The organism is Methylobacterium komagatae (genome assembly GCF_042661665.1).
GTDB lineage: Bacteria > Pseudomonadota > Alphaproteobacteria > Rhizobiales > Beijerinckiaceae > Methylobacterium > Methylobacterium komagatae.
This window is the reverse complement of record NZ_JBHSWN010000001.1, coordinates 1,415,970-1,439,585: the sequence shown is the minus strand read 5'-3', so window position 1 is coordinate 1,439,585 and position 23,616 is coordinate 1,415,970. Positions and strand designations below refer to the sequence as shown.

The window sequence follows — 23,616 nt, the reverse complement described above, 5'->3', positions numbered from 1 at the left end:
GAGGATCGGCCGGCCTCAGCCCTCGACGACCGTTTCCCCGAACACCGCCTCGAACGCCGCGCGCAGCTGCATGTCGACCTCTGGCATGCTTACGAGCAGGCCGAGATCGACGAGGCTCGTCACGCCGTGCTCACGCACGCCGCAGGGCACGATGCCGGTGAAGTGAGTGAGATCCGGCTCGACGTTCAGGCTGATGCCGTGGAAGCTCACCCAGCGGCGCACGCGGATGCCGATGGCGGCGATCTTGTCCTCGACGGTCGCGCCCTTCTCCGGCCGCCGAACCCAGACGCCGACCCGGTCCTCGCGCCGCTCGGCGCGGACGTTGAACGCCTCCAGCGTCGCGATCAGCCAGGTCTCCAGGCTCGCCACATAGGCCCGGAGGTCGGTGCGGCGGCGGGAAAGGTCGAGCATCACGTAGGCTACCCGCTGGCCGGGCCCGTGATAGGTGTATTGCCCGCCGCGCCCGCTCGGGAAGACCGGGAACCGTTCCGGCGCCACGAGGTCCTCGACGCGGGCGGAGGTGCCCGCCGTGTAGAGCGGCGGATGCTCCAGCAGCCAGACGCATTCCGGCTCGCTCCCCGCCGCGATCGCCGCCGCCCGCGCCTCCATCCGCGCGACCGCCTCGGCGTAGTCGACGAGCCCCTCGCTCACGCGCCATGCCACGGGGGGCGAGCCGGGAACGGGCAGAAAGGCGGCCGGGGAGACCGCGAGGCGGGCGGCGTTTACCAAGACTTCACCATCATCGAGGGACAGTCTCCTGATCATTCCGGATGAACGGTGGCAAGGTCGGTTTGGGCGTGGGCGTGTTCGAGACCCTCAAGGTCGATCTCACCGTCGTGCTCGGCCGGGCACGGATGCCGTTGCACATGCTGCTGCGCATGGGCCGCGGTGCCGTCATCGCCCTCGATGCCTCGGATGCCGACATGGTCGAAATTCTCGCCAACGACCACCCCGTGGCCAGGGGCCAGATCGTCGTGACCGGCGACCGCATCTCCGTGGAGGTGACGGAACTCATCCGCAAGGAAGCCGCCATCATCGATCCGACCGTCACCATCGGCGACGGCGCGGCACCTTTCCTCGACGAGGGACCGCTCGCAGCTTGAACATTCGCTTGTCGGGGCGGAAGCGATCTGTTATCGCCTCCCGCGCCGGACGACGCGACGCCCTCCGGGGCGCGGGACGACGGAGTGATCGGACGGACCTCGGTCTTATCCGATGCGGCCATGGCGGAATTGGTAGACGCGCTAGCTTGAGGTGCTAGTCCCGCGAGGGGTGGAGGTTCGAGTCCTCTTGGCCGCACCAACTGTTCTCGACACAGTTGGTGCCTGACAGCGGCGAATACCGGCGGATGACCGTCGAGAGCCGCGAAACGAAGATCATCAACATATCGCGATCGAAGCAAAGCCCAGCGTGGTGCTGGGGCCTCATGGGCTTGCCCATCTTATCGCCAGCTCAAGCCGATGGGCGGGGCTTATTGCGCTTCCGTCCGCCTTTTCTGGCAGTTTCATGCGGCTCCTGCGATCAAAGCAGCCGACCGCACGTACTTTTCCCACCAGATTCGCAACGAAGCCCGACCGGATCACAAATAGCTCGTTCGAGGCACCCGAAAGCGAACGATAGATTTATTCTGTGCTTTCGAGAGTTGGGCGGCTTGATTTTACGCAAGCACTTCTTCAAAGTTTGTTCCGGTACCACGAAGCTCGAGCGGTGCCCCACGCTTCGAAAACGTGGATCTTACCCTCTTTCCTCGAGATCATCCTGTCCATGCGCCACCCTCGTGTGCGGCGTCCTTTCATCGTCGAATCCCGTGGCAGCAATCGTGATGGCAATTCCATCGCGATCCCAAAGCGAGTGCCACCAACACCTCGCCCCCAGTTCAAAAGCGATGAGGCGGCACGTCCCCTCTTCGATCCCTGGGCCGCGGTGACCACGCCCGTCGAGCCGGTGACGGCGCGGCGCATCCTTCCCAACATCATGGCTCCGCCCGAGCCTGTCATGGTCGAGCCGGAGCCCGAGGTTCAGGTCGCCGAGCCGCCGCTGCCCCGCGTCCGCCGGGTGAAGCCCCGCGCCGCGCCTGCGCCCCGTCAGGCCCCGGTCAAGGCGGAGGTGACGATCCAGGCGCCCCCGCCTGCGCCGCCCGCCCCCGTCGCGAGGACCGCCGCCCCGGTGGCCGCCGAGCCGAAGCACGCCACGCCGCGTTTCCCGGTGCGGACCGACCGGACCGGGCGCGCCGCCCTGCCCGCCGGGCAGCGGTGGAAGGCCCGCCTGCCCCGTTCCTGCTGGTAGCGGATCGTCCCCTCGATGGATCGCTTGGCCACGGGGCCGGAGACGCAGGACGCCTCCGGTCTGCTTTCCCCACGCATGCGTGGCATCCGCACGAGCCAGATCGGCCTCGTCGCGGATCGCGGGCGGGACGATCCCGATGTGGTGAAGCTCTGGATCGGCGAAGGCGACCTGCCGACGCCGCCCTTCATCGTGGAAGCGGCCCACCGGGCGATGCTGGCGGGGCATACGCGCTACGCGACATCGCTGGGGCTGCCGCGCCTTCGGGAGGCTCTGGGCGCCTACCATGCCCGCCACTGGGGCGTGGACATCCCGCCCGACCGCTTCGCGGTGACGGCAGGCGGGATGAACGCGGTGATGCAGGCCGCCCAGGCCCTGCTGGAGCCCGGCGACGAGATCGTCATCCCCTCCCCCGCTTGGCCGAACATGGGCGAGGCGGTGCGGATCACAGGCGGCGTGCCCGTCCCGGTCCCCTACCGGGTGGATACGCAGGGCCGCTTCTCCCTGCCTCTCGCCGATATCGAGGCGGCGTTGACCGAGCGCACACGGGTGATCGTGGTCAACTCGCCCTCGAACCCCACCGGCTGGATCATGCCGCAGGACGAGATGGTGGCGCTGCGCGACCTCGTCCGGGCGCGCGGTCTGTGGATCCTCTCGGACGAGGTTTACGCGCACTTCACCTATGATCGGCCCATCGCGCCGTCCTTCCTGCAGATCTGCACGGAGCACGACCGGCTGATCGTCACCAACACCTTCTCGAAAAATTGGGCGATGACCGGGTGGCGGGCCGGGTGGCTGATCTACCCGAAGGGTCTCGCCAGGACCTTCGAGAAGCTCGGGCAATACAACACCACCTCGATCCCGACCTTCGTACAGCACGCCGCCGTCGCGGCCCTGGATGAGGGAGACGGCTTCATCCGCACCATGGTGGAGCGATGCGCAGAGGCGCGCGCCATTCTGATCGAGGGACTGTCGCAATTGCCGGGGGCCTCGATCGCCCCGCCGGAGGGGGCGTTCTACCTCATGGCGCGTCTGGTCGAGGAAGAGGCGAGCCTCGCTCTCGCGCTTCGCCTGCTGGACCAAGCGAAAGTCGGTGTCGCGCCGGGCACCGCCTTCGGCCCCGAGGGCGAGGGCTTCGTGCGGCTATGCTACGCGATCAGCCCCGGTCTCGCGCGGGAGGCCGTCCGCCGGATCACCGGTTTGCTGGGACGCTAGCTCACGGGCAGGCGCAGGATGCGCGGGCGCCAGATGCCGAGGGCCACGTTGGCGACGGCCACCGCAAGAAGCACCCAGAGGCTGTTACGCTCCGGCCCGATGGAGGCGCCGAGGGCGGAGGGGTCGAGCTTTCCGGCGAGCGCCGCCGCGCTCATGGCGGCCTCGCGCTGCATCGGACCTTGGATGTAGACGAACCCGCCCTCGAACATCAGCACGCCCGTAGCGAGCTTGAGCCACGCCCAGCCCGCGATGCGGTAGACCGGGTGCAAGGCCATGGCGAGGAGGCCCGCGATCAGAACGAGGGCGAGCGAGGGCAGGAACATCCACGTCGCCACTGCGCCCATGGCGCCCCGGATCAGGGCGTAGCCCGCCAGTTCCGAGGTTGGCGGCGTAACGGAGAACAGGACCAGGAAGGTCGCCATCGCCCCCATGAGGCCGATGGAGCCCATCGTATGCAGGAACTTCAGCAGCCTGCGCATGGCATCCGGCTCCGGTCAGCCCCGGCAACATAGATTGCTGGCCTTGGCCGGCAAACGCGGCATCGCGCCCGATCGGATGAGCGCGAAGCGACGGCGCCTTAGACCGCTGCACCCTCCACAAGGATCTCACGCTTGCCGGCGTGGTTCGCCGGGCCGACGAGACCTTCCGTCTCCATGCGCTCCATGATCGAGGCGGCGCGGTTATAGCCGATCTGGAGACGACGCTGGATGTAGCTGGTCGAGGCTTTCTGGTCGCGCAGCACCACCTGCACCGCCTGATCGTAGAGGTCGCCGCCGGTCTCGCCGAAGGATCCCGCGTCGAACACCGCACCGTCGATGTCGAGATCGGCGGACGCCGCGCCTTTGCCCTTCCCCTTGCCGCCCTGGTCGCCGGGCTCCTCGTCATCCGCCGTGACGGCTTCGAGGTAGCTCGGGCGGCCCTGGCGCTTCAGGTGGGCGACCACGCTTTCGACCTCGTTGTCCGAGCAGAACGGGCCGTGCACGCGGGTCGTGCGACCGCCACCGGCCATGAACAGCATGTCGCCCTGGCCGAGCAGTTGCTCCGCGCCCATCTCCCCGAGGATCGTGCGCGAGTCGATCTTGCTCGTCACCTGGAAGGAGATCCGGGTCGGGAAGTTCGCCTTGATCGTCCCGGTGATCACGTCCACCGACGGACGCTGCGTCGCCATGATCAGGTGGATGCCCGCCGCGCGCGCCATCTGCGCGAGCCGCTGGATCGCCCCTTCGATGTCCTTGCCCGCCACCATCATCAGGTCGGCCATCTCGTCGACCACGATCACGATGTAGGGGAGCGGCGCGAGATCCATCTCCTCGTCCTCGTAGACCGCCTCGCCGGTCTGCCGGTCGAAACCCGTCTGGACGGTGCGCGTCAGAACCTCGCCGCGGGCGGCGGCCTCGGCCACGCGGGCGTTGTAGCCGTCGATGTTGCGAACGGCGATCTTGGCCATCTTCTTGTAGCGCTCCTCCATCTCGCGCACGGCCCATTTGAGGGCGATGACCGCCTTCTTGGGGTCCGTCACGACGGGGGAGAGCAGGTGCGGGATGCCGTCATAGACGGACAGTTCCAGCATCTTCGGATCGACCATGATCAGGCGGCACTCTTCCGGCTTCAGCCGATAGAGCAAGCTGAGGATCATCGTGTTGATGGCCACCGACTTGCCCGAGCCGGTGGTGCCGGCGACGAGCAGGTGCGGCATGCGCGCGAGGTCGGCGATGATCGGCTCGCCGCCGATATTCTTGCCGAGGCACAGGGCCAGCTTGTGCTTGGTGTCCACGAAGTCCTCGGAGGCGAGGAGCTCGCGCAGGAACACCATCTCCCGGCGGGCATTCGGCAGCTCGATGCCGATGGCGTTGCGGCCCGGGACCACGGCGACGCGGGCCGAGACGGCGGACATGGAGCGGGCGATGTCGTCGGCGAGGGCGATGACGCGGCTCGACTTGGTGCCGGGGGCGGGCTCCAGCTCATAGAGCGTGACGACCGGGCCCGGCCGCACGGCGAGGATGTCGCCACGCACGCCGAAATCCCCCAGCGTCGCTTCAAGGAGCGTGGCGTTCTGCTCCAGGGAATCGGCCGAGACGAGGCTCGCCTGAGAGGGCCCGCGGGTCTCGGCCAGGAGATCGAGAGCCGGCAATTCATATTCATGCGGCTCGCGCGGGGGCGCGACGGGCCGCCGGGCGGGGGCCGGCCCCGAGGGCGGCGGCGCCACCCGCGAGGCGACGGCGCGGGCGGCGGGCACGGCCGCGACAGGCTCGGGCTCGCTCATATCGTCCTCGTCGTGGAGGATCGGCGCCGGGCGGTCCGGCTCGGCGCGCGGGCCCGCGTCGAAGACCGGCTCGCGGCGCTTGGGGGCGCCACGCTCGGCCTCGGGGAGATGATCGGCCCAGGGCAGGTCGGAATCGGAGAAGGCGCGCTTGGCGGCGAGCGCCGGAGAGGCGCCATCGAGATCCTCGCCCTTCCCGCTGCGCCAGCCCTCGACCCGCTCGGCGACCGAGGCGCGGGCGCGCATCAGCCCCTGCGCCACGGCACCGATGCCGACGAGGCCGAGGCCGGGCTCGTCCCTGTCGCCCTCGCGGACATCACGGTGGCGATCGGCGGCACGACGGGCGGGGTAAAGCTCTTCCGGGCTCTCCTCCTCGGCGGGGACGAAGCGGCAGGCGCCCGTCAGGCAGAGGATCGCGATCGCCGCGAAACCGAAGCCGGACAGCGGCGCGAGGCCGGAGAACATGCTGCCGAGGATGCGGCGGACGATATGGAGCAGCCCGTCCCCGGCGACGCCGCCGAGTCCGGTGGGCAGGGGCCAGCGGGCGGTGGGCGGCAGGGCACTCGCTACCGCGCTCGCGGCGCAGAAGCCGATGATCCAGAGGGCGATGCGCGCACCGCCGCCGGGCAGGTCGCGCTCGCGCATCAGCCGCACGCCCCACAGGGCCGGCGGGAGCACGAAGGCCAGCGAGCCGAGGCCGAGCAACTGCATGGCGAGATCGGAGATCACCGCGCCCGGCTGGCCGAGCACGTTGTGGGCCGCATGCTCGGTGGCATGGTTCAGGCTCGGGTCCTCGACGGACCACGTGGCCAGCGCCACCGTCATTGCGACGGCGGCCGTAAACAGCACGAGCCCACCGAGCTCCGTCAGGCGCTTACCCAGGAAGGGGCGGACACCATCGACGAACGTCTCGTAGGGCGACGCGGGGCGGCGAAGCGAGCGCATGCGGGACCGGACGCAGAACGAAGGACTCGTCGGTGACGCTGGCAGAGAGGGCTTAACGACCGGCTAAGGTTGAGGAAGGCTTGAGTGGACGCGCACGAAGCAGTCCCGTCTTCGGGCGCGTGCAAAGCGGGTCCCGTTGTGGCACATCCCGCCCCATGAACATCGACGGCCGTCCCTATCGCACCATCTTCGCCGACACGGACGGCGTCAGCGTCCAGGTCATCGACCAGACGCGTCTGCCCTTCGCCTTCGAATTGAAGTGCCTCGCCACGCTGGACGACGCGGCGGTCGCGATCCGCACCATGATCGTGCGCGGGGCCCCGCTGATCGGCGTCACCGCCGCCTATGGCCTGGCCTTGGCCATGCGCGAGGATGCCTCACTGGAGGGGATCGACCGTGCCTGCGCGACGCTCGCCGCTACCCGGCCCACCGCGATCAACCTGCGCTGGGCGCTCGACCGCGTCGCCGCCACCCTCCGCCAAGTCCAGCCGGGCGAGCGGCTCGCCAGTGCCTTCGCCGAGGCGGGCCGCATCGCCGAGGAAGATGTCGCGAGTTGCCGGGCGATCGGCGCCCATGGCGGACGGCTGATCGCGGACCTGCATAAGGCCAAGGGGCGGCCGATCCGGGTGCTGACCCATTGCAATGCGGGCTGGCTCGCCACCGTCGATTGGGGCACGGCCCTGGCCCCGATCTACGATGCCTACGAGAACGGCGTGCCGGTGCATGTGCTGGTGGATGAGACGAGGCCCCGCAACCAGGGCGCGGCGCTTACCGCCTTCGAGCTTCACGGCCACGGGGTGCCGCACACGGTGATCGCCGACAATGCCGGCGGCCACCTGATGCAGCACGGCGAGGTCGATCTCTGCATCGTCGGCTCCGACCGCACGACCGCCGAGGGCGACGTGTGCAACAAGATCGGCACGTACCTGAAGGCCCTCGCCGCCAGGGATACGGGCGTGCCGTTCTACGCCGCCCTGCCCTTCTCCACGATCGACTGGACCCTCCGCGACGGTGTCGCCGAGATCCCGATCGAGGAGCGCGACGCCCGCGAGGTGACGCATCTCACTGGGCGCACCGAGGATGGCGGCTTCGCCACCGTGCAGGTGGTCTCCCCTGGAAGCCCCGTCGCCAACCCGGCCTTCGACGTCACGCCGTCCCGGCTCGTCACCGGCATCATCACCGAGCGCGGCGTCTGCGAGGCGAGCGCGGAGGGGCTGCTCGGCCTGTACCCCGAGCGGCGCCAAGCCGCCTGACATGCGAGCTGCCTGACCCTGCGGCGGCGCATCGCGGGGACCGTACCGGGCATCGGGCGTTGCCCGCTGGATCCTTTTTCCAGCGGACAGGCGAGGCCGATGTCGGACGATCACGCAGCGATCTGGGACGAGTTCAAGGAGGCGGTGAACATGACGCCGGCCGCCCTGCGTAAGCACCTCGACAGCGAGGAGAGCAAGGAGGTCGGCCAGAAGAAGAGTGGCGGTGAATCCACCGGCCACGCGATGGGCCGCCGCATCCTCGAGATCAAGGACAAGAAGAAGGCCGATCTCGACGACGACGATTACGCTGCCATGAAGAAGGTGGTCGGCTACGTGCACCGCCACCTCAAGCAGGGCGGGGATTCCCGGAAGGATCCCGATTCGCCCTGGCGGCTGTCACTCATGAACTGGGGCCACGATCCGCTGAAGGATTGAGGCTGCCCTCCCCCCGCTCAGTAACGCGGCGGCACGATCCAGGCGGGGGCGATCACGTATTCCTTCGGGCGCTTGCGCTGGCCGAGGCGCCCCTCGGAATATTGGTCGTGGTAATAGTCGAACCCGGTCAGCCCGAAGCCGCCGCCATTCATCACCTGCGCCACCGGAACGGCGGGCTGGACGAGATCGGGACGATTCGCGGGCGCCACGGGGCCGAGGAGAGTGCCTTCGAGCACGCTCGGCGCGTCGGGGGCCACGAAGACGAATCCCTGCGGACGCACCGGCACCGGAACGTCCTGTGCCCAGGCGCTCCCGGCGCAGGCGGCCGGGGCAAGAAGGGCGGCGAACAACGCCTTGCGGATCGAGAGGCTCACGCGATGCTCCGGTCACTCAACTGGGGCGGGAGCGTAGCAGATCGGCCGCCCCGGACAAACGCGACCCGGTGGATCAGCCGCGGGACTGGAGGACGACCGGCGGCGAGGTCGGCACCGGACGGCAGCCCGTGGTGAAGGCGTTCAGCGGCAGCGGGCGCGACTGGCAGGCATAGGCATCCGTCGGCCCGGGGGCCGGAACGGGATCCCGCGCGATGATAGGATTGGGCGCGCAAGCCGAGGCAGCAGCAGCGAGCAGCAGGGCAGCGATGGTGGACAGACGGCGCATGCGGCTCTCGGGACCGGGACGGAATACCCCCGCACGAACCCTGCGCAGGCAGGCGGCGCCTGACAAGCGCCGCCGCTGGGGAGAACAACCCTTTGGCGAGCCCTGTCGCCGGATGGCCACAGGGCTCGTGCGGGCTCAGACCGCCTTCGCGATCGGCACGACGTTGTGCAGGGACTTGTCCGCCGCATCGAAGAACCGGCGCAGGTTGCGCGCGGCCTGACGGATGCGCTGCTCGTTCTCGACCATGGCGATGCGGACGTAATCGTCCCCATGCTCGCCGAAGCCGATGCCGGGGGCGACCGCCACGTCGGACTTCTCCAGAAGGAGCTTGGAGAATTCCAGGCTGCCCATGGAGCGGTACCGCTCGGGGATCGGCACCCAGGCGAACATCGACGCGGCCGGGGCCGGTATCTTCCAGCCCGCCTTGCCGAAGGAATCGACCAGGGCCTCACGGCGCTTCTTATAGATGGAGCGCATCTCGTGGATGCAATCGTCCGGCCCGTTGAGGGCAGCAGTGGCCGCCACCTGGATCGGCGTGAAGGCACCGTAATCGAGATAGGATTTCACCCGCGTGAGCGCCGCCAGAAGGCGCTCGTTGCCCACCGCGAAGCCCATGCGCCAGCCGGCCATGGAGTAGGTTTTCGACAGGGAGGTGAACTCCACCGTGCAATCCATGGCGCCCGGCACCTGCAGCACGGAGGGCGGCGGCTCGCCGTCGAAATAGACCTCGGCATAGGCGAGGTCGGAGAGCAGGATCAGCTCGTGCTTCTTCGCGAAGGCCACGAGGTCCTTGTAGAAATCGAGCCCGGCGACATAGGCCGTGGGGTTCGACGGATAGCAGACGACGAGCGCCACCGGCTTCGGGATCGAGTGCTGCATGGCGCGCTCGAGGGCCGGAAACATGGCGGGCGTCGGCTCGGCGGGAACCGAGCGGATGACGCCGCCCGCCATCAGGAAGCCGAAGGCGTGGATCAGGGTAGCTCGGGTTCGGCACCAGCACCACATCGCCCGGCGCGGTGATCGCCTGGGCCATGTTGGCGAAGCCTTCCTTCGAGCCGAGCGTCGCCACGACCTGCGTGTCGGGGTTCAGCTTCACGCCGAAGCGGCGGGCGTAGTACCCGGCCTGGGCACGGCGCAGGCCCGCGATGCCCTTGGAGGCGGAGTAGCGGTCCGTGCGCGGACGGCCCGCGGTCTCGCACAGCTTGGCGATGACGTGCCGGGGCGCATCGAGATCCGGATTGCCCATGCCGAGGTCGATGATGTCGGCGCCGTTAGCTCGGGCGGCAGCCTTGATCCGGTTCACCTGCTCGAACACGTAGGGCGGGAGGCGCTTGATGCGGTGAAAGTCGGTCATCGGCGTTTCCATGGGCGCACCCGTTTCGTGAGGTCCCTGTAGGGCGCGAACCGCTGCGTATAGCAGAGCCGGACTCGCTCGCCGACCCTTAAAAATCAGTCACTGCGGCGCGGACGAGGCGGGCTTGCCCGCCGGATCCGGCGGCGGCGCGATGCCTTTGGCGACGCCCTTGGCCGCGCTCTCGGCGGCCTTGCCGCGGGCGACGTTGCGACCGCGGGCATTCTCCAATTCGGATTCGAGCGCCTTCTGCCCCTCGGCATTCTTGGCGCGGATGGTGCGCTTGGGCGCATCCACACCCACGGCCATGAAGTCGGGCGTCTCCTTCGGGCGCGAGCCCGTCACGAAATCGGGGGCATCGACCTTGCGAGGCCCATAACCTGCATCGGCGGCGAGCGTGCGCACGGTGTCGCCGGAACAGGCGCCGAGCGGGGCAAGGAGACAGGCGAGGACGAGGCAGTGTCGCAGGGCGGTCGTCATGAAGGATCCTCCCGCGCGCGATATCGTTTGCGCGATGAGAACATGGGTCGGATGTCGCGGGGAACCCCGCACCGGGGTGGCGAAACCTCCGGCTCACTCCTTAATGTAGCGGAAACGAGGTCCGTCACCACAGGCGGGCGATAGCGGTCCAGGGAGGCAGCCCGGTGACAAGCCCGCAGCAAAGGCAGGCGACGGAGAAGGCCGCGCGCGATTCCACGGCGACCGTCGAGGCCAACGCGCCCGCCCTGCCTGATTTCGAGGCGATGTCCCGCAATGCGGGTCAGCTTGTCGAGGCGCTCGGCCGCAGCGCAGCCCGCTACCTGAAGCCCGAAACGCAGGTCGGCCCCTCCGCCGAGGTGGGCGAGATGGTGCGCACCCTCGGCAAGGTCGCGGAATCCTGGCTGACGGACCCGAACCGCACCGTGGAGGCGCAGACGCGCCTGTCGCAGGAATTCCTGACCCTGTGGGGCTCGACCTATCAGAAGCTGCAAGGGCAGCAGACGCCCCCCGTGGCCGCGCCGGAGCCGCGCGACAATCGCTTCGCCCATCCCGACTGGTCGGAGAACCCGTATTTCGACTTCATCAAGCAGGGCTACCTGATCGCCACCCGCTGGGCGGAGGATCTGGTGGAGGATGCCGAGGGCATCGACGAGCACACAAGGCACAAGGCGCAGTTCTACCTGCGGCAGGTGACGAGCATGCTCTCGCCGTCGAACTTCCTGGCGACGAACCCCGAACTGATCCGCCACACCCTCGCTGAGAACGGCGCCAACCTCGTGCGCGGCCTCAAGATGTACGAGGAGGACATGGCGGCCGGGAACGGGTCGCTTCGCGTGCGCCAGACCGATCCGTCAGGGTTCGAGGTCGGCCGCAACATGGCGGTGACGCCGGGCGAGGTCGTGTTCCGCAATGACCTGATCGAGCTGATCCAGTACGCGCCCACCACTGAGACGGTGTTCAAGCGCCCTCTGCTGATCGTGCCGCCGTGGATCAACAAGTTCTACATCCTCGATCTGAACCCCCAGAAGAGCTTCATCAAGTGGATGGTGGACCAGGGGCTGACGGTGTTCTGCATCTCCTGGGTAAACCCGGACGAGCGGCACGCCGAGAAGGATTTCGAATCCTACATGAACGAGGGAATCGAGGCGGCGATCGACGCGATCGGCGCCGCGACCGGCGAGAACGAGGTGGCGGCGGCGGGCTATTGCGTCGGCGGCACGCTGCTGGCGGTGACGCTCGCCATGCAGGCCGCCACCGGCCGCAAGCGCATCACCAGCACGACGCTTCTGACCACGCAGGTCGACTTCACCCATGCCGGCGACCTGAAGGTCTTCGCCGACGAGGAGCAGATCCGGCAGGTCGAAAAGAACATGGAGGAGCGCGGCTATCTCGAAGGCGCGCGCATGGCCAACGCCTTCAACATGTTGCGGCCCAACGACCTGATCTGGCCCTACGTCGTCAACAACTACATCAAGGGCAAGGCACCCTCGGCCTTCGACCTGCTCTACTGGAATTCAGACGCCACCCGGATGCCGGCGGCGAACCATTCCTTCTACCTGCGCAACTGCTACCTGGAGAACAACCTCGCCAAGGGGCGGATGGTCATCGGCAACGTGCGCCTCGACCTGAAGCGGGTGAAGATCCCGGTCTTCAACCTCGCCACCCGCGAGGACCACATCGCCCCGGCCCTGTCCGTGTTCAAGGGCTCGAAGCGGTTCGGCGGCCCGGTCGATTACGTGCTCGCGGGATCCGGCCACATCGCCGGGGTGGTCAACCCGCCCGCCAAGCCGAAATACGGTTTCTGGACCGGTGGCCCGGTGAAGGGCAAGTTCGAGGAATGGCTGGAGCAGGCCGTCGAGACGCCGGGCTCGTGGTGGCCCTACTGGCTCCGCTGGATGGAGGCGCAGGCGCCCGAGCGGGTGCCCGCCCGTAGCCCCGGCGGCGGCGCCCTGCCCTCCCTCGGCCCGGCACCGGGCACCTACGTTCGCGTCCGGTCCTGACGGGCCCGGACGCCCGAGCAGAGAGGTCGGAGCATGAAACTGATCCGCCACGGCGCCCCCGGAGACGAGAGGCCCGGTCTCGTCGATGCGAAGGGAGGCCTTCGCGACCTGTCCGGCCTCGTGCGCGACATTTGCGGGCCGGCGCTCTCGCCCGAATCCCTCGCTCGGCTGAAGCTGGTGGACCCGGAGCGGCTGCCGCTCCTGCCGCAGGGCACGCGGCTCGGACCCTGCGTCGGCGGCACCCGCAACGTCGTTGCGATCGGCCTGAACTATGCCGACCATGCCGCCGAGACCGGCTCGCCGATCCCGTCCGAGCCGATCGTGTTCAACAAGGCCCCGTCGAGCCTGTGCGGGCCGAACGACACGGTGATCCTGCCCAAGGGCTCGTCCTGCACCGATTGGGAAGTGGAGCTGGCGGTGGTGATCGGCCGCCCGGCGAGCTACGTCCACGCCAACGAGGCGCTGAACTACGTGGCGGGCGCCTGCATCTGCAACGACGTGTCCGAGCGCGACTGGCAGATGAACCGGGGGCCGACCTGGACCAAGGGCAAGAGCGCCCCGACCTTCGGACCCCTCGGCCCCTGGCTCGTCACCCTGGACGAGATCCCGGACCTCAAGAACCTTGCGATGAGCCTCGACGTGAACGGGCAGCGCCGACAGACCGGCTCGACGGCGACGATGATCTTCGATGTGGCGCAGATCGTCGCCTATTGCTCGCACTTCATGTTGCTGGAGCCGGGCGACGTCATCACCACCGGCACGCCCCCCGGCGTCGGGCTCGGCATGGATCCGCCGACCTACCTGAAGGAGGGCGACGAGATGGTGCTGCGCATCGAAGGGCTCGGCGAGCAGCGCCAGAAGGTGGTGGCCTTCGACGCCTGGACCGCGCGGGCCGCTGCGGGGTCCTGAAGATCGGGGACTTGATTTTTCCCGGCCAAGGCTTGCAAGAAAAAGCCATGAGCGAGCCTGCCCTGAGCCTCCGGGACGACATCCGCCACGATTGGACCGTGGAGGAGATCCGCGCGATCCACGACGCGCCGTTGATGGACCTCGTGTTCCGCGCGGCGACGATCCATCGCCGCTACAACGACCCCGCGGACATCCAGCGGGCCTCGCTGCTCTCGATCAAGACCGGCGGTTGCCCGGAGGATTGCGGCTACTGCTCGCAATCGGCCCACCACAAGGAAACCGGCCTCACCCGCCAGCGCCTGATGCCGGTCGAGACCGTGCTCGCCGAAGCTGCCGCCGCCAAGGCCGCCGGGGCGCACCGCTTCTGCATGGGCGCCGCGTGGCGCCAGCCCAAGGACGGCCCGGAATTCGACGCCGTGCTCGCCATGGTGCGGGGCGTGCGCGGGCTCGGCATGGAAGCCTGCGTCACCCTCGGCATGCTGACCACGAGCCAGGCCGAGCGCCTCGCCGAGGCAGGCCTGACCTCCTACAACCACAACCTCGATACAGGGCCCGACTACTACGACAAGATCGTCTCGACCCGGACCTACGAGGATCGGCTGGCGACCCTGGAGCGGGTGCGCGAGGCGGGCATCGGCGTCTGCTGCGGCGGCATCATTGGGCTGGGCGAGGAGTCGAGCGACCGGGTGGCGATGCTGCAGGTTCTGGCGAACCACGCACCGCACCCCGAGAGCGTGCCGATCAACGCCCTGGCGCCGGTAGCGGGCACGCCGCTCGGCGATGCCGCCGCGCCGGTCGATCCGTTCGAGATGGTGCGCATGTGCGCCACGGCGCGCATCGTAATGCCCCGCTCCCGCGTTCGCCTCAGCGCCGGTCGCCGGGCCTTGAGCCGCGAGGCGCAGACCCTGTGCTTCCTGGCCGGGGCGAATTCGATCTTCTACGGGGATCGGTTGCTCACCACGGCGAACCCGGACGAGGATGCCGACGTGGCCCTCCTCGCGGATCTCGGCATCCGGGTGGCGGTCGAGACTCGCGTCGCGGCGGAATAGCCGGCCACCCCCTCGATCAGTCAGATCAGCGCGAACGAGCCGATCGCCGCGCTGACTACGCCGCAGGCAATACGATGCGGAAGCGGGTGCCGCTCTGCGTCTCGTCCAGACACAGGGTCCCGCCGTTCATCTCGACGAGTTCGGCCGCGATGGGCAGGCCGAGGCCGGTGCCGCCCGCCTTCACCGAGCCCTGGAACGGGGCGAACAGGTTGTCCCGCGCCCGGCGTGGCAGGCCCGGCCCGTTATCCGACACGAGGATCGTCACCTTGCCCTCGGGTGCGGTCGATGCGGTCACCCTCACCGTCGCGTTGTCTATGCCCGCCCCGTCGAGGGCCTGGACGGCATTGCGCACGAGGTTGGCGAGTGCCCGCGACAATTGCTCGGAATCGGCGATGACCGACAGCCCGCTCGCGTCGGTGGCGACACGGACGGGCCGCGAGGCCAGAGCCGCCACATGGGTGAGGTCGGCGAAGAGCGGCGCGAGGGGCGTGGGGGCGAGGCGGGGCTCCGGCTCGATGGCCCGCCCATAGGCCAGCGTGCCCTCGCAGAACCGGATCGCCCGCGCCAGCGTGCCGACGAGGAGCGGCGCGATGCGCTGCACCGAGGGGTCGGCGGTGCCCTCCAGCCTGTCGCCCAGCAATTGCGCCCCGGTCAGCAGGTTACGCAGCTCGTGGCTGATCTTGCTGACCGCGAGGCCGAGCTCGGCCAGCCGCCGCTTCTGACGCAACTGGTCCGCCAGCCCCCGCTGCATCGTCGCCAGGGCGACCTCGGCCTGTCCGATCTCGTCCGTGCGGTCGGAGGGCGCGATGATCCGCCCGGCATCCTCCGGCGCGTCCGCGAAGGCGGTGATGTTGGTGGCGAGCCGCCGCACGGGGCGCACAATCAGGATCTGGAGCGTGATGAACACGAGCCCCGCCGCCACCGCCGCGATGATGAGCGAGGAGACCGCGAGACGCAGGGCATAGTCGATCATCGCCGTCCGCAGGGGCGCCTCGTCGAGCAGGATCTCCACCCGCGCGAAATTCGCCTTGCCGAGGCCGATCACGCGGATCGGCTCCGTGACCGGCGAGACCAGGGTCCGCCACGCTCCGCGGAGCGCCGTCCAGGTCGAGACCTCCCCGAGATCGACCGTGTCGGCGATCCGCTCCGGCAGGGGCTCGATGGAGAGCAGGCGCTGCGCCCCACCGCCACGCACGGCGATGGCGCGGGCGTTGACGCCGGCCAGAAGGCGGCTCTCCAGATCCTCCGACACGGGCTCGGCCGTGCGGCCGTCGAGCACCAGGGCCGCGACCTGCGCGGCGGCCAGCCGGTCTTCCATCCACTCGATGCGGTAATTCGCGACGGCGGGGACGAAGGTCAGGATCTCGGCCACCACCACGAAGGCGACGGTGACGAGGAACAGCCGCCCCGAGAGGCCGAGCCGACGCGGGCGCAAGCCATCGCCCTGACGCGCGGACGACGCATCATGGGGCAGTCCGACAAGGCTGTCGGTCTCCGCTTTCACCCTACCCTCGCCCCCCGACCCCACTACGCCGGGCGTTGATCCCGTCAGAGGACGGCCGAGCGATGGAGCAGCCCATTCGATAGACCCGCCCGAGGCCAGCGTCGAGGGACGGGAATTGCGGGTGGCTTCGAATTCCCTGCACAACGCAGCCGCAGCGTGTGGCCTCAGGCGCGGCGGCGCATCCGGCGGCTGAGAACCAGGGTCACGAGGCCGAACGCTCCGAGAAGGCCGAGGCCGACAACCATCTTGGGCGTGACGAGCGCGGCGGGAGAGAGGGCCGCGTCACAGCCGCCTTCGCCCCGCGCGAGGCAGGCCACGCGGGCCGTCTCGTGGGCGGCCACGACATCCTCGATTCCGGAGCCGGTGGTGGCATAGACCAGGGCGCCCGGCAGGAGGCCGAGGAAGGTGGCAGCGACGAAGGTGCGCAGCTTCACCCCGCAGGCGGCAGGGGCGAGGTTCGTCACCCAGAAGGGGAAGAGCGGCAGCACCCGGAAGGTGGCGATGTAGCCGAACGCATCCCGCCGGAACGCGGCGGCGAACCGGTCCAGACGCGGGCCGCCGAAGCGCTGCAACAGGTCCCGGCCGGGGCCGCGCCCGATGGAGAAGACCAGGGAGCCTCCGGTCGTGGCGGCGCAGACGGCGAGCAGCGCCCCCGGCACGATGCCGAACAGGAAGCCGCAGACCATGGTGAGGAACAAGGTGGCGGGTACGGAGACGATGACCGCGCCCAGATAGACGAGGTAGGCCACCACCATGGCGCGGACGTAGCCCGCCTCCACGAAGCCTTTCAGCCACGCGCGGGAGGCGAGCAGCTTGTCGAGGCTGAGGAGATGTGACGCTCCGGAGACGAGCACCGCCACGGAGATGCCGACGAGGAGGATCAGGGGCAGCCAGCGACGGACCTGCCGCCAGCGGCTCTCCGGTGGCGGCGCCGTGCTCACCCGGCCTTGCGCATCCGCAGGATCTTGAAGAAGCCGCCGGGGAAGGTCGGCTTCAGGCCCTGGACCTCGACGCCGTTGCGCCGCGCCCAGGCCTCGATCCGCGAGGCCTTGAAGTCCGACGACCAACCGATCTTGGTGCAGAGAGGCGCCACGATCTCCTCGACCTTAGCGAGCGCCCCGGCATCCTGGCCGAAATGGTTGGCGAGCACGATGCCGCCGCCCGGCCGCACCACCCGCAGGAACTCGGAGAGCGCCGCCTCGGGATCCGGCACGAGGGTGATGAGGAACTGTGCCACCACCGCGTCGAAGCTCGCATCAGCATAGCCGAGGTGGCACACGTCCATCACCTGAAGGCCGCGCACATGCGACAGGCCCTTGCGATGGACCTTGCCGCGGGCGCGCTTCAGCATGTCTTCCGACAGGTCGACGCCGCAAACGAAGCTGCCCTTCGGATAGTAGCCCAGCGCCAGCCCGGTGCCGACGCCCGCTTCGAGGATGCGCGGCCCGTGGACCGAGGCCGCCTCCACCGCCGCCCGCGCGGCGGGCTCGGTGAGCTTGTCGTAGACCACGTCGTAGACGGGGGCCCAGCGGGCATAGGCCTTGCGCATCAGGGCCGTGCTCGGCCCGGCCACCTGCGGCTCACTCAACATGGCTGTGGGATGGTCCTGGATTGGGAGAAGCTAGGCCGCTTCCGGCGGCTTGGGGCTCACGGTCATGCCGCTTCCAGCGGCTTGGCCGAGAACGCATCGACGCGGCGAATGGTGCCGCCGCCGAGCACCCGCGCGCGGGGATCGTCGTCGTCGTAGATGACGCAGGCCTGTCCGGGGGACACGCCATCCTCCGATTCCGCGAGCACGATTTCGGCTCCCTCGGCGTCGAGGGTGAGGAGCGCGGGCCGGGGCGGACGGGTGGAGCGCACCCGCACCGCCACCGGCAGGTCGCGGACGGAGGCGCGGTCCCCGTCGCCGAGCCAGTTCAACTCGGTGAGGCGGATGCGGCTGGTGGCGAGCGCCGAACGGGGGCCGACCACCACGCGGGCGGTGTCCGGCTCCAGCCGCACGACGTAGAGCGGCTCACGCCCCGAGAGGCCGAGGCCCCGGCGCTGGCCCACGGTGTAATGCAGGATGCCCTCGTGGCGCCCGAGGGCGCGGCCGGACAGATCCACGATCTCGCCGGGGCGGGCGGCGTCCGGGCGCAGGCGGGCGATCACGTCGCTGTAGCGCCCTTGCGGCACGAAGCAAATGTCCTGGCTGTCCGGCTTCTCCGAGATGGCGAGGCCGAGGTCGCGGGCGAGCGCCCGGGTCTCGTCCTTGCCCAGGCTCGCCCAGCGGAAAACGCAGGAAGGCGAGTTGCTCGGGAGTCGTCGCGTAAAGAAAGTAGCTCTGGTCGCGCGCCGGGTCCTTGGCCCGGTGCAGCGCCCGTCCCCCCGGCAGCGCCCTGCTCGCGACGTAATGGCCGGTGGCCAGCGCGTCCGCACCGAGTTCCTTCGCAAGCCCCAGCAGGTCGCGGAACTTCACGGTGCGGTTGCACTCGACGCAGGGGATCGGGGTCTCGCCCGCGAGGTAGCTCTCGGCGAACTTGTCGATCACCGCGTCGCGGAAGCGGTCCTCGTAATCGAGGACATAATGGGGGATGCCGAGATGGTCGGCCGCCGCGCGGGCGTCGTTGATGTCCTGCCCCGCGCAGCAGGCGCCGCGCCGATGGGTCGCCGCGCCGTGATCGTAGAGCTGGAGGGTCACGCCGACCACGTCGAACCCCTGCCGCTTGAGCAGCCCGGCGACCACGCTGGAATCCACGCCGCCGGACATGGCGACGACGATGCGCGTCTCGTGGGGAGGGTTCGGAAGATCCAGGGCGTTCATTCGGGGGCAATGTCAGGCGGCCAAGCGCCCGAGGCAGCCGGTCCGCCGGGTGCGTCTATAGCCGCTGCGGGCTCCGCTGAAAACCGCCACCCGGCAGATCCTGCCGCCCGGACGGCAGGTTCCGCCGTCGCAGGCGGGGAGAGACCATAGGGCCTCCCAGCAAAACTCTCGCGAAAACAGTGGTTTAGGAATTCGTTAGGACTGGCTCGGCGCTTGCTCCATGGCAGCCGAGGAGCAGGTGCATGGCTTTCGGCGCGACGGACAAGGTGGAGACGACGGCGTGGCGCTCGCAGGACCGTCGCCCGAGCGAGGCATGGCGCGCGGCCGACTCGAGGTCCTCGCGCTTCGATACCTTGCTTTCCAAACCGGATCCGGTCGCGCCTCGACGGGTCGAGGACCGGCCGAGAGCCGAGCGGCGCGATTCGACGCAGGAGCGCCCGGCGACCGAGACCCGGGACAAGCCGAAGCCTCACGCTGCGACCGATGACGGCCCCCGCGCCGCGCGCGATGCCGGCGACACGAAATCCATACGGGACAGGGCCCAGGCCAAGGACGACACAAAGACGAACGACACGAAGGCCGCCGAAACCGCTCCGGACACCGAGAAGACCGCCGCCGGGACGCAGGCCAAGAGCGAGGCCGCGAAGACGGATGGCGGCAAGGGTGAAGCGGTCGCGGGCGAGGCCGTAGCCACTCCCGTGCCGACCCCCTTCCTGCCGATCCAGACCAGCCCGGTTCAAACCGCACCGACGACGGCGGACGCCTCCGGGACCGACCCCGCCATCCAGCAGGCCGAATCCGTCGCGGGCACCGCCGCGAAGGCCGCCGAGGTACCGCAGGCCGCCGGATCCGGCGGAACCGACGCCACTAAGGGCGGCCCCGAGGGCAAGGCGGGCGCCGAGGCGAAGGAGTTCCTCACCGTCATGGCTGAGAGCGGCCAGGGCGCGGTCAAGGCGGATGCCCCGGTGCAATCCACACCACAGGGTAACGCCACACCGGGCGTCACGCAGGCCACCTCCACGGTGTCCACGGCGCCGACCCATGCCGCCCAGGCGGCGCCACCCGCGCCACCGCCGGTGCCGCTCGGGCAGGTGCCGATGACCATCGGCCTGCGCTCGCTCGCCGGGTCCAGCGAATTCCAGATCAGGCTCGATCCTATCGAACTCGGCCGGATCGACGTGAAGCTTGAGATCGACAAGGCCAAGGGCACGGTGGCGACCCATCTCGTGGTTGATCGCCCCGACACGCTGGCCCTCCTCCAGCGTGATGCGGGCCAGTTGCAGCAGGCCCTGGCTCAGGCCGGGCTCGATTCCAGCGCCAGCGGCATCAACCTGTCCCTGCGCGGCGACGGCGGCGGTGCGGCGGGCGGACAGAACGGACAGGCGGGGGGCGACGGCCGCCCGCAGACTCCCTGGGGCACGGAAGGCGCCGACATCCCGGCCGACGCCGGACCCTATCAGAGGCTGCGCGGCTATGGCGGCCTCGACATTCGCATTTAACGGCGCGGATCGCGTCCGCACCCCTCACCCGATCCAGGAGACCACCCCATGACCTCGGGCATCGCGAGTCTCGTCAACAGCGGCAACGCGACGACATCGTCGAGTTCGTCATCGAGCGCGGCGGGCATCGCCAACAACTTCTCGCAATTCCTGACGCTGCTCACGACGCAGCTCAAGAACCAGAACCCCCTCGACCCGATGGACACCAACCAGTTCACGCAGCAGCTGGTCCAGTTCGCGGGCGTCGAACAGCAATTGAAGTCCAACGACCGGCTCGACAGTATCCTCGCCGCCTCGAAATCGGCGAGCACGGCCTCGGCCACGAGTTACATCGGCAAGACGGTGACGACGGACGGTGTGTCGGCCCAGCTCCAGTCGGGCTCGGCGACCTGGACCCTCGATCCCGCCCGCGCCGCGCCCAAGGCCGCGATCACGATCAGCGATTCGAAGGGCAACGTGGTCGCCACGCAGAACGTCGCCCTCACCGCCGGAAGTCAGGCTTTCACGTGGAACGGCAAGACTTCGGCCGGTCTTACGGCGCCCGCCGGCACCTATTCCATCAAGGTCGCGGCGATCGACGCGACGGGTTCCAACGTCGCCGTGGATACGAGCGTGTCTGGCACCGTGACGGAAGTCGATCTCAGCGGAGATAGCCCCATGCTGCTGATTGGGACGCAGAAAGTTCCCCTTTCGAGCGTCCAGCAGATCGGGTTGTCCACAAGCGGCGCGTAACGAATCACATCCGAGCGATCCGCTTCACCATCTCTTAGGTGAGCGCAAGTAGCTTCATCCCTCGACGGGTTAGTCGAGTGTAGAGCGTATCATGACAGAACCCCACCGCCCGAGAGTGAAGTACGTGATCGGGCCCGACGGCAGTCCTCTGACGATTGCGGATCTGCCGCCGCCCACCACCCGGCGTTGGGTGATCCGCCGCAAGGCGGAGGTCGTGGCCGCCGTCCGCGGCGGGCTGCTGAGCCTGGAAGAGGCGTGCAAGCGCTATACGCTGACCACCGAGGAATTCCTGAGCTGGCAGTTCTCGATCGACCAGCACGGCCTCGCCGGCCTGCGCACCACGCGCATCCAGCATTACCGGCACTGATTGGGGCGGGACGTGCCCGCCGGTCCCGGCAGCCGCCCGCTTCAACCATCCGTTCTGCCCAGAGCCGCGCCCGGACATCCTCCGGCGCGGCTTTCGCGTGTTCAGGCCTCGAGCGTCGGCATTAACGGGTCGCTAACCACAAACCGGGCAATTTCTGCCGAGTGGTCCCGATCCGGGGCCGCCCGCGTCCCGAGCGTCCCACCCGTGAAGCCGATCATCGATCTCGTTACGAAGCTCGGCCCGGCCCGGCTCGCCGCGATGGCGGCGGTGACGCTGACGCTCATCGGCTTCTTCGCCTTCCTGATCCTGCGCGTGTCGCGGCCCGATATGGGCGTGCTGTTCTCCGACCTGTCGATGCAGGATTCGGCCGCGGTGATCCGCGATCTCGATTCGCGCGGCATCCGCTACGAGACCCGGGGAGAGATGGGGCAGACCATTATGGCGCCCCGCGCCGATCTGCCGCGCCTGCGCATGGACCTCGCGGGCAAGGGCCTGCCCGCCCAGGGCGGTGTTGGCTACGAGATCTTCGACAAGGGGGACGCGTTCTCCTCCACCAATTTCGTGCAGAACGTGAATCACCTGCGGGCGCTCGAAGGCGAGCTCGCCCGCTCGATCCGGGCCATCGGCCGGGTCCAGGCGGCCCGCGTCCACCTCGTCCTGCCGGAGCGGCGCCTGTTCGAGCGCGACCGCGAGGCGCCCTCGGCGGCCATCGTGCTCAAGCTGATGGGTGAGCTCGATGCGGGGCAGGTGCGGGCGATCCGCCATCTCGCCGCCTCGGCGGTGGAGGGGCTGCGGCCCGATCGCGTGTCCATCGTGGACGAGCGCGGACGCCTGCTGGCCGACGGCGCGAAGGGCGCCGAGCAGGAGGGCGTCGCCGCCATGGAAGACCGTCAGGTCGGCCTTGAGCGGCGCCTGCGCTCGCAGATCGAGGACGTGGTCGCGGGGATCGTCGGCCCCGGCCGGGCGAAGGTCCAGGTCAACGCCGAACTCGACCTCAACCGGATCGAGAGCCGGTCCGAGACCTTCGACCCGGAGAGCCGGGTGGTGCGCTCCAGCCAGACCCGGACCGAATCCTCGCTGACCGGCGGCGCCGAGGGCGCCACCACGGTCGGCAACGAGCTTCCGGGCGCCAATGGCGGCGAGAAGCCGCCGAGCCAGAAGGACGCCACCAACAAGAACGAGGAGACGACGAACTACGAGATCTCCCGCGTCACCAAGACCGAGGTGGCCGAGGGCGGCCGGATCAAGCGCCTCTCGGTGGCGGTGGTGGTGGATGGCGTCTACTCCCCCGGCGCGGACGGCAAGCCCGCCTACGCCCCGCGTCCGCCCGCCGAGATCGAGCGTATCGCCGCCCTGGTGCGCAGCGCCGTGGGCTTCGACAAGGCGCGCGGCGACCAGATCGAGGTGGTGAACCTGCGCTTCGCCGAAGGGCCCGCGGGCCAGCCGCAATTCGACGAGCCGGGGCTGATCCAATCGCTGCTCGCGCCCTCCAAGGAGGACGTGATGCGCATGGGCGAGCTCGGCGTGCTCGCCCTCCTGACCCTCATCGTCCTGCTGACCGTGGTCCGTCCGCTGGTGCGGCAGGTGCTGGCTCCGTCCGCCGACGCGACCGACGCGAAGGCGGCCACGATGATCGAGGGCCTTCCGCCCGGCGCGACGATCACGCTTCCGGGCGCCGGCGGAGGCACGGTGACGGTGGTGGATCGCGACAGCCCGACCGCGCGGCTGATGGAGTTCGCCAAGATCAACGGCCAGGTGCAGGCCGAAACGGTGCAACGCGTGGTGGACATGGTGCGCGCGAGCCCGACCGAGACGGTCGAGGTGCTCCGCTCCTGGATCCACGAAGACTGAGCGGGAGCTGAAGACAGGCC

General features: G+C 69.2%; 21 protein-coding genes, 1 tRNA gene and 2 pseudogenes. 13 read left to right on the top strand and 11 right to left on the bottom strand.

All coding sequences use genetic code 11. From position 1 onward, the window contains the following. Nucleotides 1-15: 15 nt before the first annotated feature. Nucleotides 16-729 carry a lipoyl(octanoyl) transferase LipB gene (gene lipB / locus ACFQE0_RS06965; RefSeq protein WP_378968304.1) on the bottom strand — a complete coding sequence of 238 codons (714 nt, stop codon included), beginning with the start codon at nucleotides 727-729 and terminating at the stop codon, nucleotides 16-18. A 41-nt stretch (nucleotides 730-770) separates the two neighbouring features. Between lipB and ACFQE0_RS06960 the strand changes: the two genes are divergently transcribed. The 4 genes from ACFQE0_RS06960 to ACFQE0_RS06945 all read left to right on the top strand — a co-directional run bounded on the left by ACFQE0_RS06960 (nucleotide 771) and on the right by ACFQE0_RS06945 (nucleotide 3,498). After that, entirely contained in the window at nucleotides 771-1,103 is a 333-nt protein-coding gene (locus ACFQE0_RS06960; RefSeq protein WP_378968302.1) for a FliM/FliN family flagellar motor switch protein, read from the top strand. 114 nt (nucleotides 1,104-1,217) lie between these two features. After that, nucleotides 1,218-1,302, top strand: a tRNA-Leu gene (locus ACFQE0_RS06955). A gap of 621 nt (nucleotides 1,303-1,923) precedes the next feature. Continuing rightward, nucleotides 1,924-2,286 (top strand): hypothetical protein, encoded by a 363-nt coding sequence (locus tag ACFQE0_RS06950; RefSeq protein WP_378968300.1) that lies wholly within the window; start codon nucleotides 1,924-1,926, stop codon nucleotides 2,284-2,286. Nucleotides 2,287-2,301: 15 nt separating this feature from the next. Continuing rightward, nucleotides 2,302-3,498 (top strand): pyridoxal phosphate-dependent aminotransferase, encoded by a 1,197-nt coding sequence (locus ACFQE0_RS06945; protein WP_378968299.1) that lies wholly within the window; start codon nucleotides 2,302-2,304, stop codon nucleotides 3,496-3,498. On the opposite strand, the gene ACFQE0_RS06940 is transcribed toward ACFQE0_RS06945, so the two are convergent. Both ACFQE0_RS06940 and ACFQE0_RS06935 read right to left on the bottom strand, forming a co-directional pair. After that, the gene (locus ACFQE0_RS06940; protein ID WP_378968297.1) at nucleotides 3,495-3,977 is read right to left on the bottom strand and encodes a hypothetical protein; all 483 of its coding nucleotides are present in this window, start codon (nucleotides 3,975-3,977) and stop codon (nucleotides 3,495-3,497) included. The genes ACFQE0_RS06945 and ACFQE0_RS06940 overlap by 4 nt on opposite strands. Before the next feature lie 98 nt (nucleotides 3,978-4,075). Continuing rightward, nucleotides 4,076-6,703: a DNA translocase FtsK gene (locus tag ACFQE0_RS06935; RefSeq protein ID WP_378968295.1), complete on the bottom strand. Its 2,628-nt coding sequence runs from the start codon at nucleotides 6,701-6,703 to the stop codon at nucleotides 4,076-4,078. A 155-nt stretch (nucleotides 6,704-6,858) separates the two neighbouring features. Here ACFQE0_RS06935 and mtnA point away from each other — a divergent pair, with 155 nt between their 5' ends. After that, complete coding sequence (gene mtnA, locus ACFQE0_RS06930; RefSeq protein ID WP_378968293.1) at nucleotides 6,859-7,956, top strand: S-methyl-5-thioribose-1-phosphate isomerase; 1,098 nt, start codon at nucleotides 6,859-6,861, stop codon at nucleotides 7,954-7,956. Between the two features lie 99 nt (nucleotides 7,957-8,055). Beyond that, a complete protein-coding gene (locus tag ACFQE0_RS06925; RefSeq protein ID WP_378968291.1) occupies nucleotides 8,056-8,391 on the top strand; it encodes a DUF3140 domain-containing protein in 336 nt (111 codons plus the stop codon). Nucleotides 8,392-8,408: 17 nt separating this feature from the next. On the opposite strand, the gene ACFQE0_RS06920 is transcribed toward ACFQE0_RS06925, so the two are convergent. The 4 genes and pseudogenes from ACFQE0_RS06920 to ACFQE0_RS06905 all read right to left on the bottom strand — a co-directional run bounded on the left by ACFQE0_RS06920 (nucleotide 8,409) and on the right by ACFQE0_RS06905 (nucleotide 10,882). Continuing rightward, entirely contained in the window at nucleotides 8,409-8,765 is a 357-nt protein-coding gene (locus ACFQE0_RS06920) for a hypothetical protein (RefSeq protein ID WP_378968289.1), read from the bottom strand. A gap of 73 nt (nucleotides 8,766-8,838) precedes the next feature. Further along, complete coding sequence (locus tag ACFQE0_RS06915; RefSeq protein WP_378968287.1) at nucleotides 8,839-9,051, bottom strand: hypothetical protein; 213 nt, start codon at nucleotides 9,049-9,051, stop codon at nucleotides 8,839-8,841. 135 nt (nucleotides 9,052-9,186) lie between these two features. Then, nucleotides 9,187-10,405 (bottom strand): annotated as a pseudogene (locus ACFQE0_RS06910) (LL-diaminopimelate aminotransferase). Between the two features lie 99 nt (nucleotides 10,406-10,504). Continuing rightward, nucleotides 10,505-10,882, bottom strand: a complete 378-nt coding sequence (locus tag ACFQE0_RS06905; RefSeq protein WP_378968285.1) for a hypothetical protein — start codon at nucleotides 10,880-10,882, stop codon at nucleotides 10,505-10,507. Nucleotides 10,883-11,145: 263 nt separating this feature from the next. On the opposite strand from ACFQE0_RS06905, the gene ACFQE0_RS06900 reads away from it, so the two are divergent. The 3 genes from ACFQE0_RS06900 to bioB are packed head-to-tail and all read left to right on the top strand — an operon-like array spanning nucleotide 11,146 to nucleotide 14,840. After that, nucleotides 11,146-12,882: a PHA/PHB synthase family protein gene (locus tag ACFQE0_RS06900; RefSeq protein ID WP_378975337.1), complete on the top strand. Its 1,737-nt coding sequence runs from the start codon at nucleotides 11,146-11,148 to the stop codon at nucleotides 12,880-12,882. Nucleotides 12,883-12,915: 33 nt separating this feature from the next. Next, complete coding sequence (locus ACFQE0_RS06895) at nucleotides 12,916-13,791, top strand: fumarylacetoacetate hydrolase family protein (RefSeq protein ID WP_378968283.1); 876 nt, start codon at nucleotides 12,916-12,918, stop codon at nucleotides 13,789-13,791. Nucleotides 13,792-13,838: 47 nt separating this feature from the next. After that, nucleotides 13,839-14,840: a biotin synthase BioB gene (bioB, locus tag ACFQE0_RS06890; RefSeq protein WP_378968281.1), complete on the top strand. Its 1,002-nt coding sequence runs from the start codon at nucleotides 13,839-13,841 to the stop codon at nucleotides 14,838-14,840. Between the two features lie 55 nt (nucleotides 14,841-14,895). On the opposite strand, the gene ACFQE0_RS06885 is transcribed toward bioB, so the two are convergent. The 4 genes and pseudogenes from ACFQE0_RS06885 to mnmA form a co-directional block, all read right to left on the bottom strand. Further along, on the bottom strand, nucleotides 14,896-16,314 hold the full coding sequence (locus ACFQE0_RS06885; protein WP_378975335.1) for a sensor histidine kinase: 1,419 nt from the start codon (nucleotides 16,312-16,314) through the stop codon (nucleotides 14,896-14,898). A 194-nt stretch (nucleotides 16,315-16,508) separates the two neighbouring features. Beyond that, a complete protein-coding gene (locus ACFQE0_RS06880; protein WP_378968279.1) occupies nucleotides 16,509-17,285 on the bottom strand; it encodes a TVP38/TMEM64 family protein in 777 nt (258 codons plus the stop codon). Beyond that, a complete protein-coding gene (locus ACFQE0_RS06875; protein WP_378968277.1) occupies nucleotides 17,282-17,935 on the bottom strand; it encodes a class I SAM-dependent methyltransferase in 654 nt (217 codons plus the stop codon). Before ACFQE0_RS06875 ends, ACFQE0_RS06880 begins: the two co-directional genes overlap by 4 nt. A 62-nt stretch (nucleotides 17,936-17,997) precedes the next feature. After that, nucleotides 17,998-19,147 (bottom strand): annotated as a pseudogene (mnmA, locus tag ACFQE0_RS06870) (tRNA 2-thiouridine(34) synthase MnmA). Nucleotides 19,148-19,389: 242 nt separating this feature from the next. Between mnmA and ACFQE0_RS06865 the strand changes: the two are divergent. The 4 genes from ACFQE0_RS06865 to fliF all read left to right on the top strand — a co-directional run bounded on the left by ACFQE0_RS06865 (nucleotide 19,390) and on the right by fliF (nucleotide 23,596). Next, nucleotides 19,390-20,646, top strand: a complete 1,257-nt coding sequence (locus ACFQE0_RS06865; RefSeq protein ID WP_378968275.1) for a flagellar hook-length control protein FliK — start codon at nucleotides 19,390-19,392, stop codon at nucleotides 20,644-20,646. A gap of 48 nt (nucleotides 20,647-20,694) precedes the next feature. Further along, nucleotides 20,695-21,378: a flagellar hook assembly protein FlgD gene (locus ACFQE0_RS06860; protein ID WP_378968273.1), complete on the top strand. Its 684-nt coding sequence runs from the start codon at nucleotides 20,695-20,697 to the stop codon at nucleotides 21,376-21,378. A gap of 91 nt (nucleotides 21,379-21,469) precedes the next feature. After that, complete coding sequence (sciP, locus tag ACFQE0_RS06855; RefSeq protein ID WP_238204121.1) at nucleotides 21,470-21,745, top strand: CtrA inhibitor SciP; 276 nt, start codon at nucleotides 21,470-21,472, stop codon at nucleotides 21,743-21,745. Between the two features lie 204 nt (nucleotides 21,746-21,949). Next, complete coding sequence (fliF, locus tag ACFQE0_RS06850; RefSeq protein ID WP_378968271.1) at nucleotides 21,950-23,596, top strand: flagellar basal-body MS-ring/collar protein FliF; 1,647 nt, start codon at nucleotides 21,950-21,952, stop codon at nucleotides 23,594-23,596. The last annotated feature ends 20 nt before the right edge of the window (nucleotides 23,597-23,616 follow it).

Coding starts and splice junctions, on each gene's coding strand:
- ACFQE0_RS06960 (WP_378968302.1), top strand. CDS start 771: ATGAACGGTGGCAAGGTCGGTTTGGGCGTGGGCGTGTTCGAGACCCTC.
- ACFQE0_RS06945 (WP_378968299.1), top strand. CDS start 2,302: ATGGATCGCTTGGCCACGGGGCCGGAGACGCAGGACGCCTCCGGTCTG.
- ACFQE0_RS06940 (WP_378968297.1), bottom strand. CDS start 3,977: ATGCGCAGGCTGCTGAAGTTCCTGCATACGATGGGCTCCATCGGCCTC.
- ACFQE0_RS06935 (WP_378968295.1), bottom strand. CDS start 6,703: ATGCGCTCGCTTCGCCGCCCCGCGTCGCCCTACGAGACGTTCGTCGAT.
- mtnA (WP_378968293.1), top strand. CDS start 6,859: ATGAACATCGACGGCCGTCCCTATCGCACCATCTTCGCCGACACGGAC.
- ACFQE0_RS06925 (WP_378968291.1), top strand. CDS start 8,056: ATGTCGGACGATCACGCAGCGATCTGGGACGAGTTCAAGGAGGCGGTG.
- ACFQE0_RS06915 (WP_378968287.1), bottom strand. CDS start 9,051: ATGCGCCGTCTGTCCACCATCGCTGCCCTGCTGCTCGCTGCTGCTGCC.
- ACFQE0_RS06905 (WP_378968285.1), bottom strand. CDS start 10,882: ATGACGACCGCCCTGCGACACTGCCTCGTCCTCGCCTGTCTCCTTGCC.
- ACFQE0_RS06900 (WP_378975337.1), top strand. CDS start 11,146: ATGTCCCGCAATGCGGGTCAGCTTGTCGAGGCGCTCGGCCGCAGCGCA.
- ACFQE0_RS06895 (WP_378968283.1), top strand. CDS start 12,916: ATGAAACTGATCCGCCACGGCGCCCCCGGAGACGAGAGGCCCGGTCTC.
- bioB (WP_378968281.1), top strand. CDS start 13,839: ATGAGCGAGCCTGCCCTGAGCCTCCGGGACGACATCCGCCACGATTGG.
- ACFQE0_RS06875 (WP_378968277.1), bottom strand. CDS start 17,935: ATGTTGAGTGAGCCGCAGGTGGCCGGGCCGAGCACGGCCCTGATGCGC.
- ACFQE0_RS06865 (WP_378968275.1), top strand. CDS start 19,390: ATGGCTTTCGGCGCGACGGACAAGGTGGAGACGACGGCGTGGCGCTCG.
- ACFQE0_RS06860 (WP_378968273.1), top strand. CDS start 20,695: ATGACCTCGGGCATCGCGAGTCTCGTCAACAGCGGCAACGCGACGACA.
- sciP (WP_238204121.1), top strand. CDS start 21,470: ATGACAGAACCCCACCGCCCGAGAGTGAAGTACGTGATCGGGCCCGAC.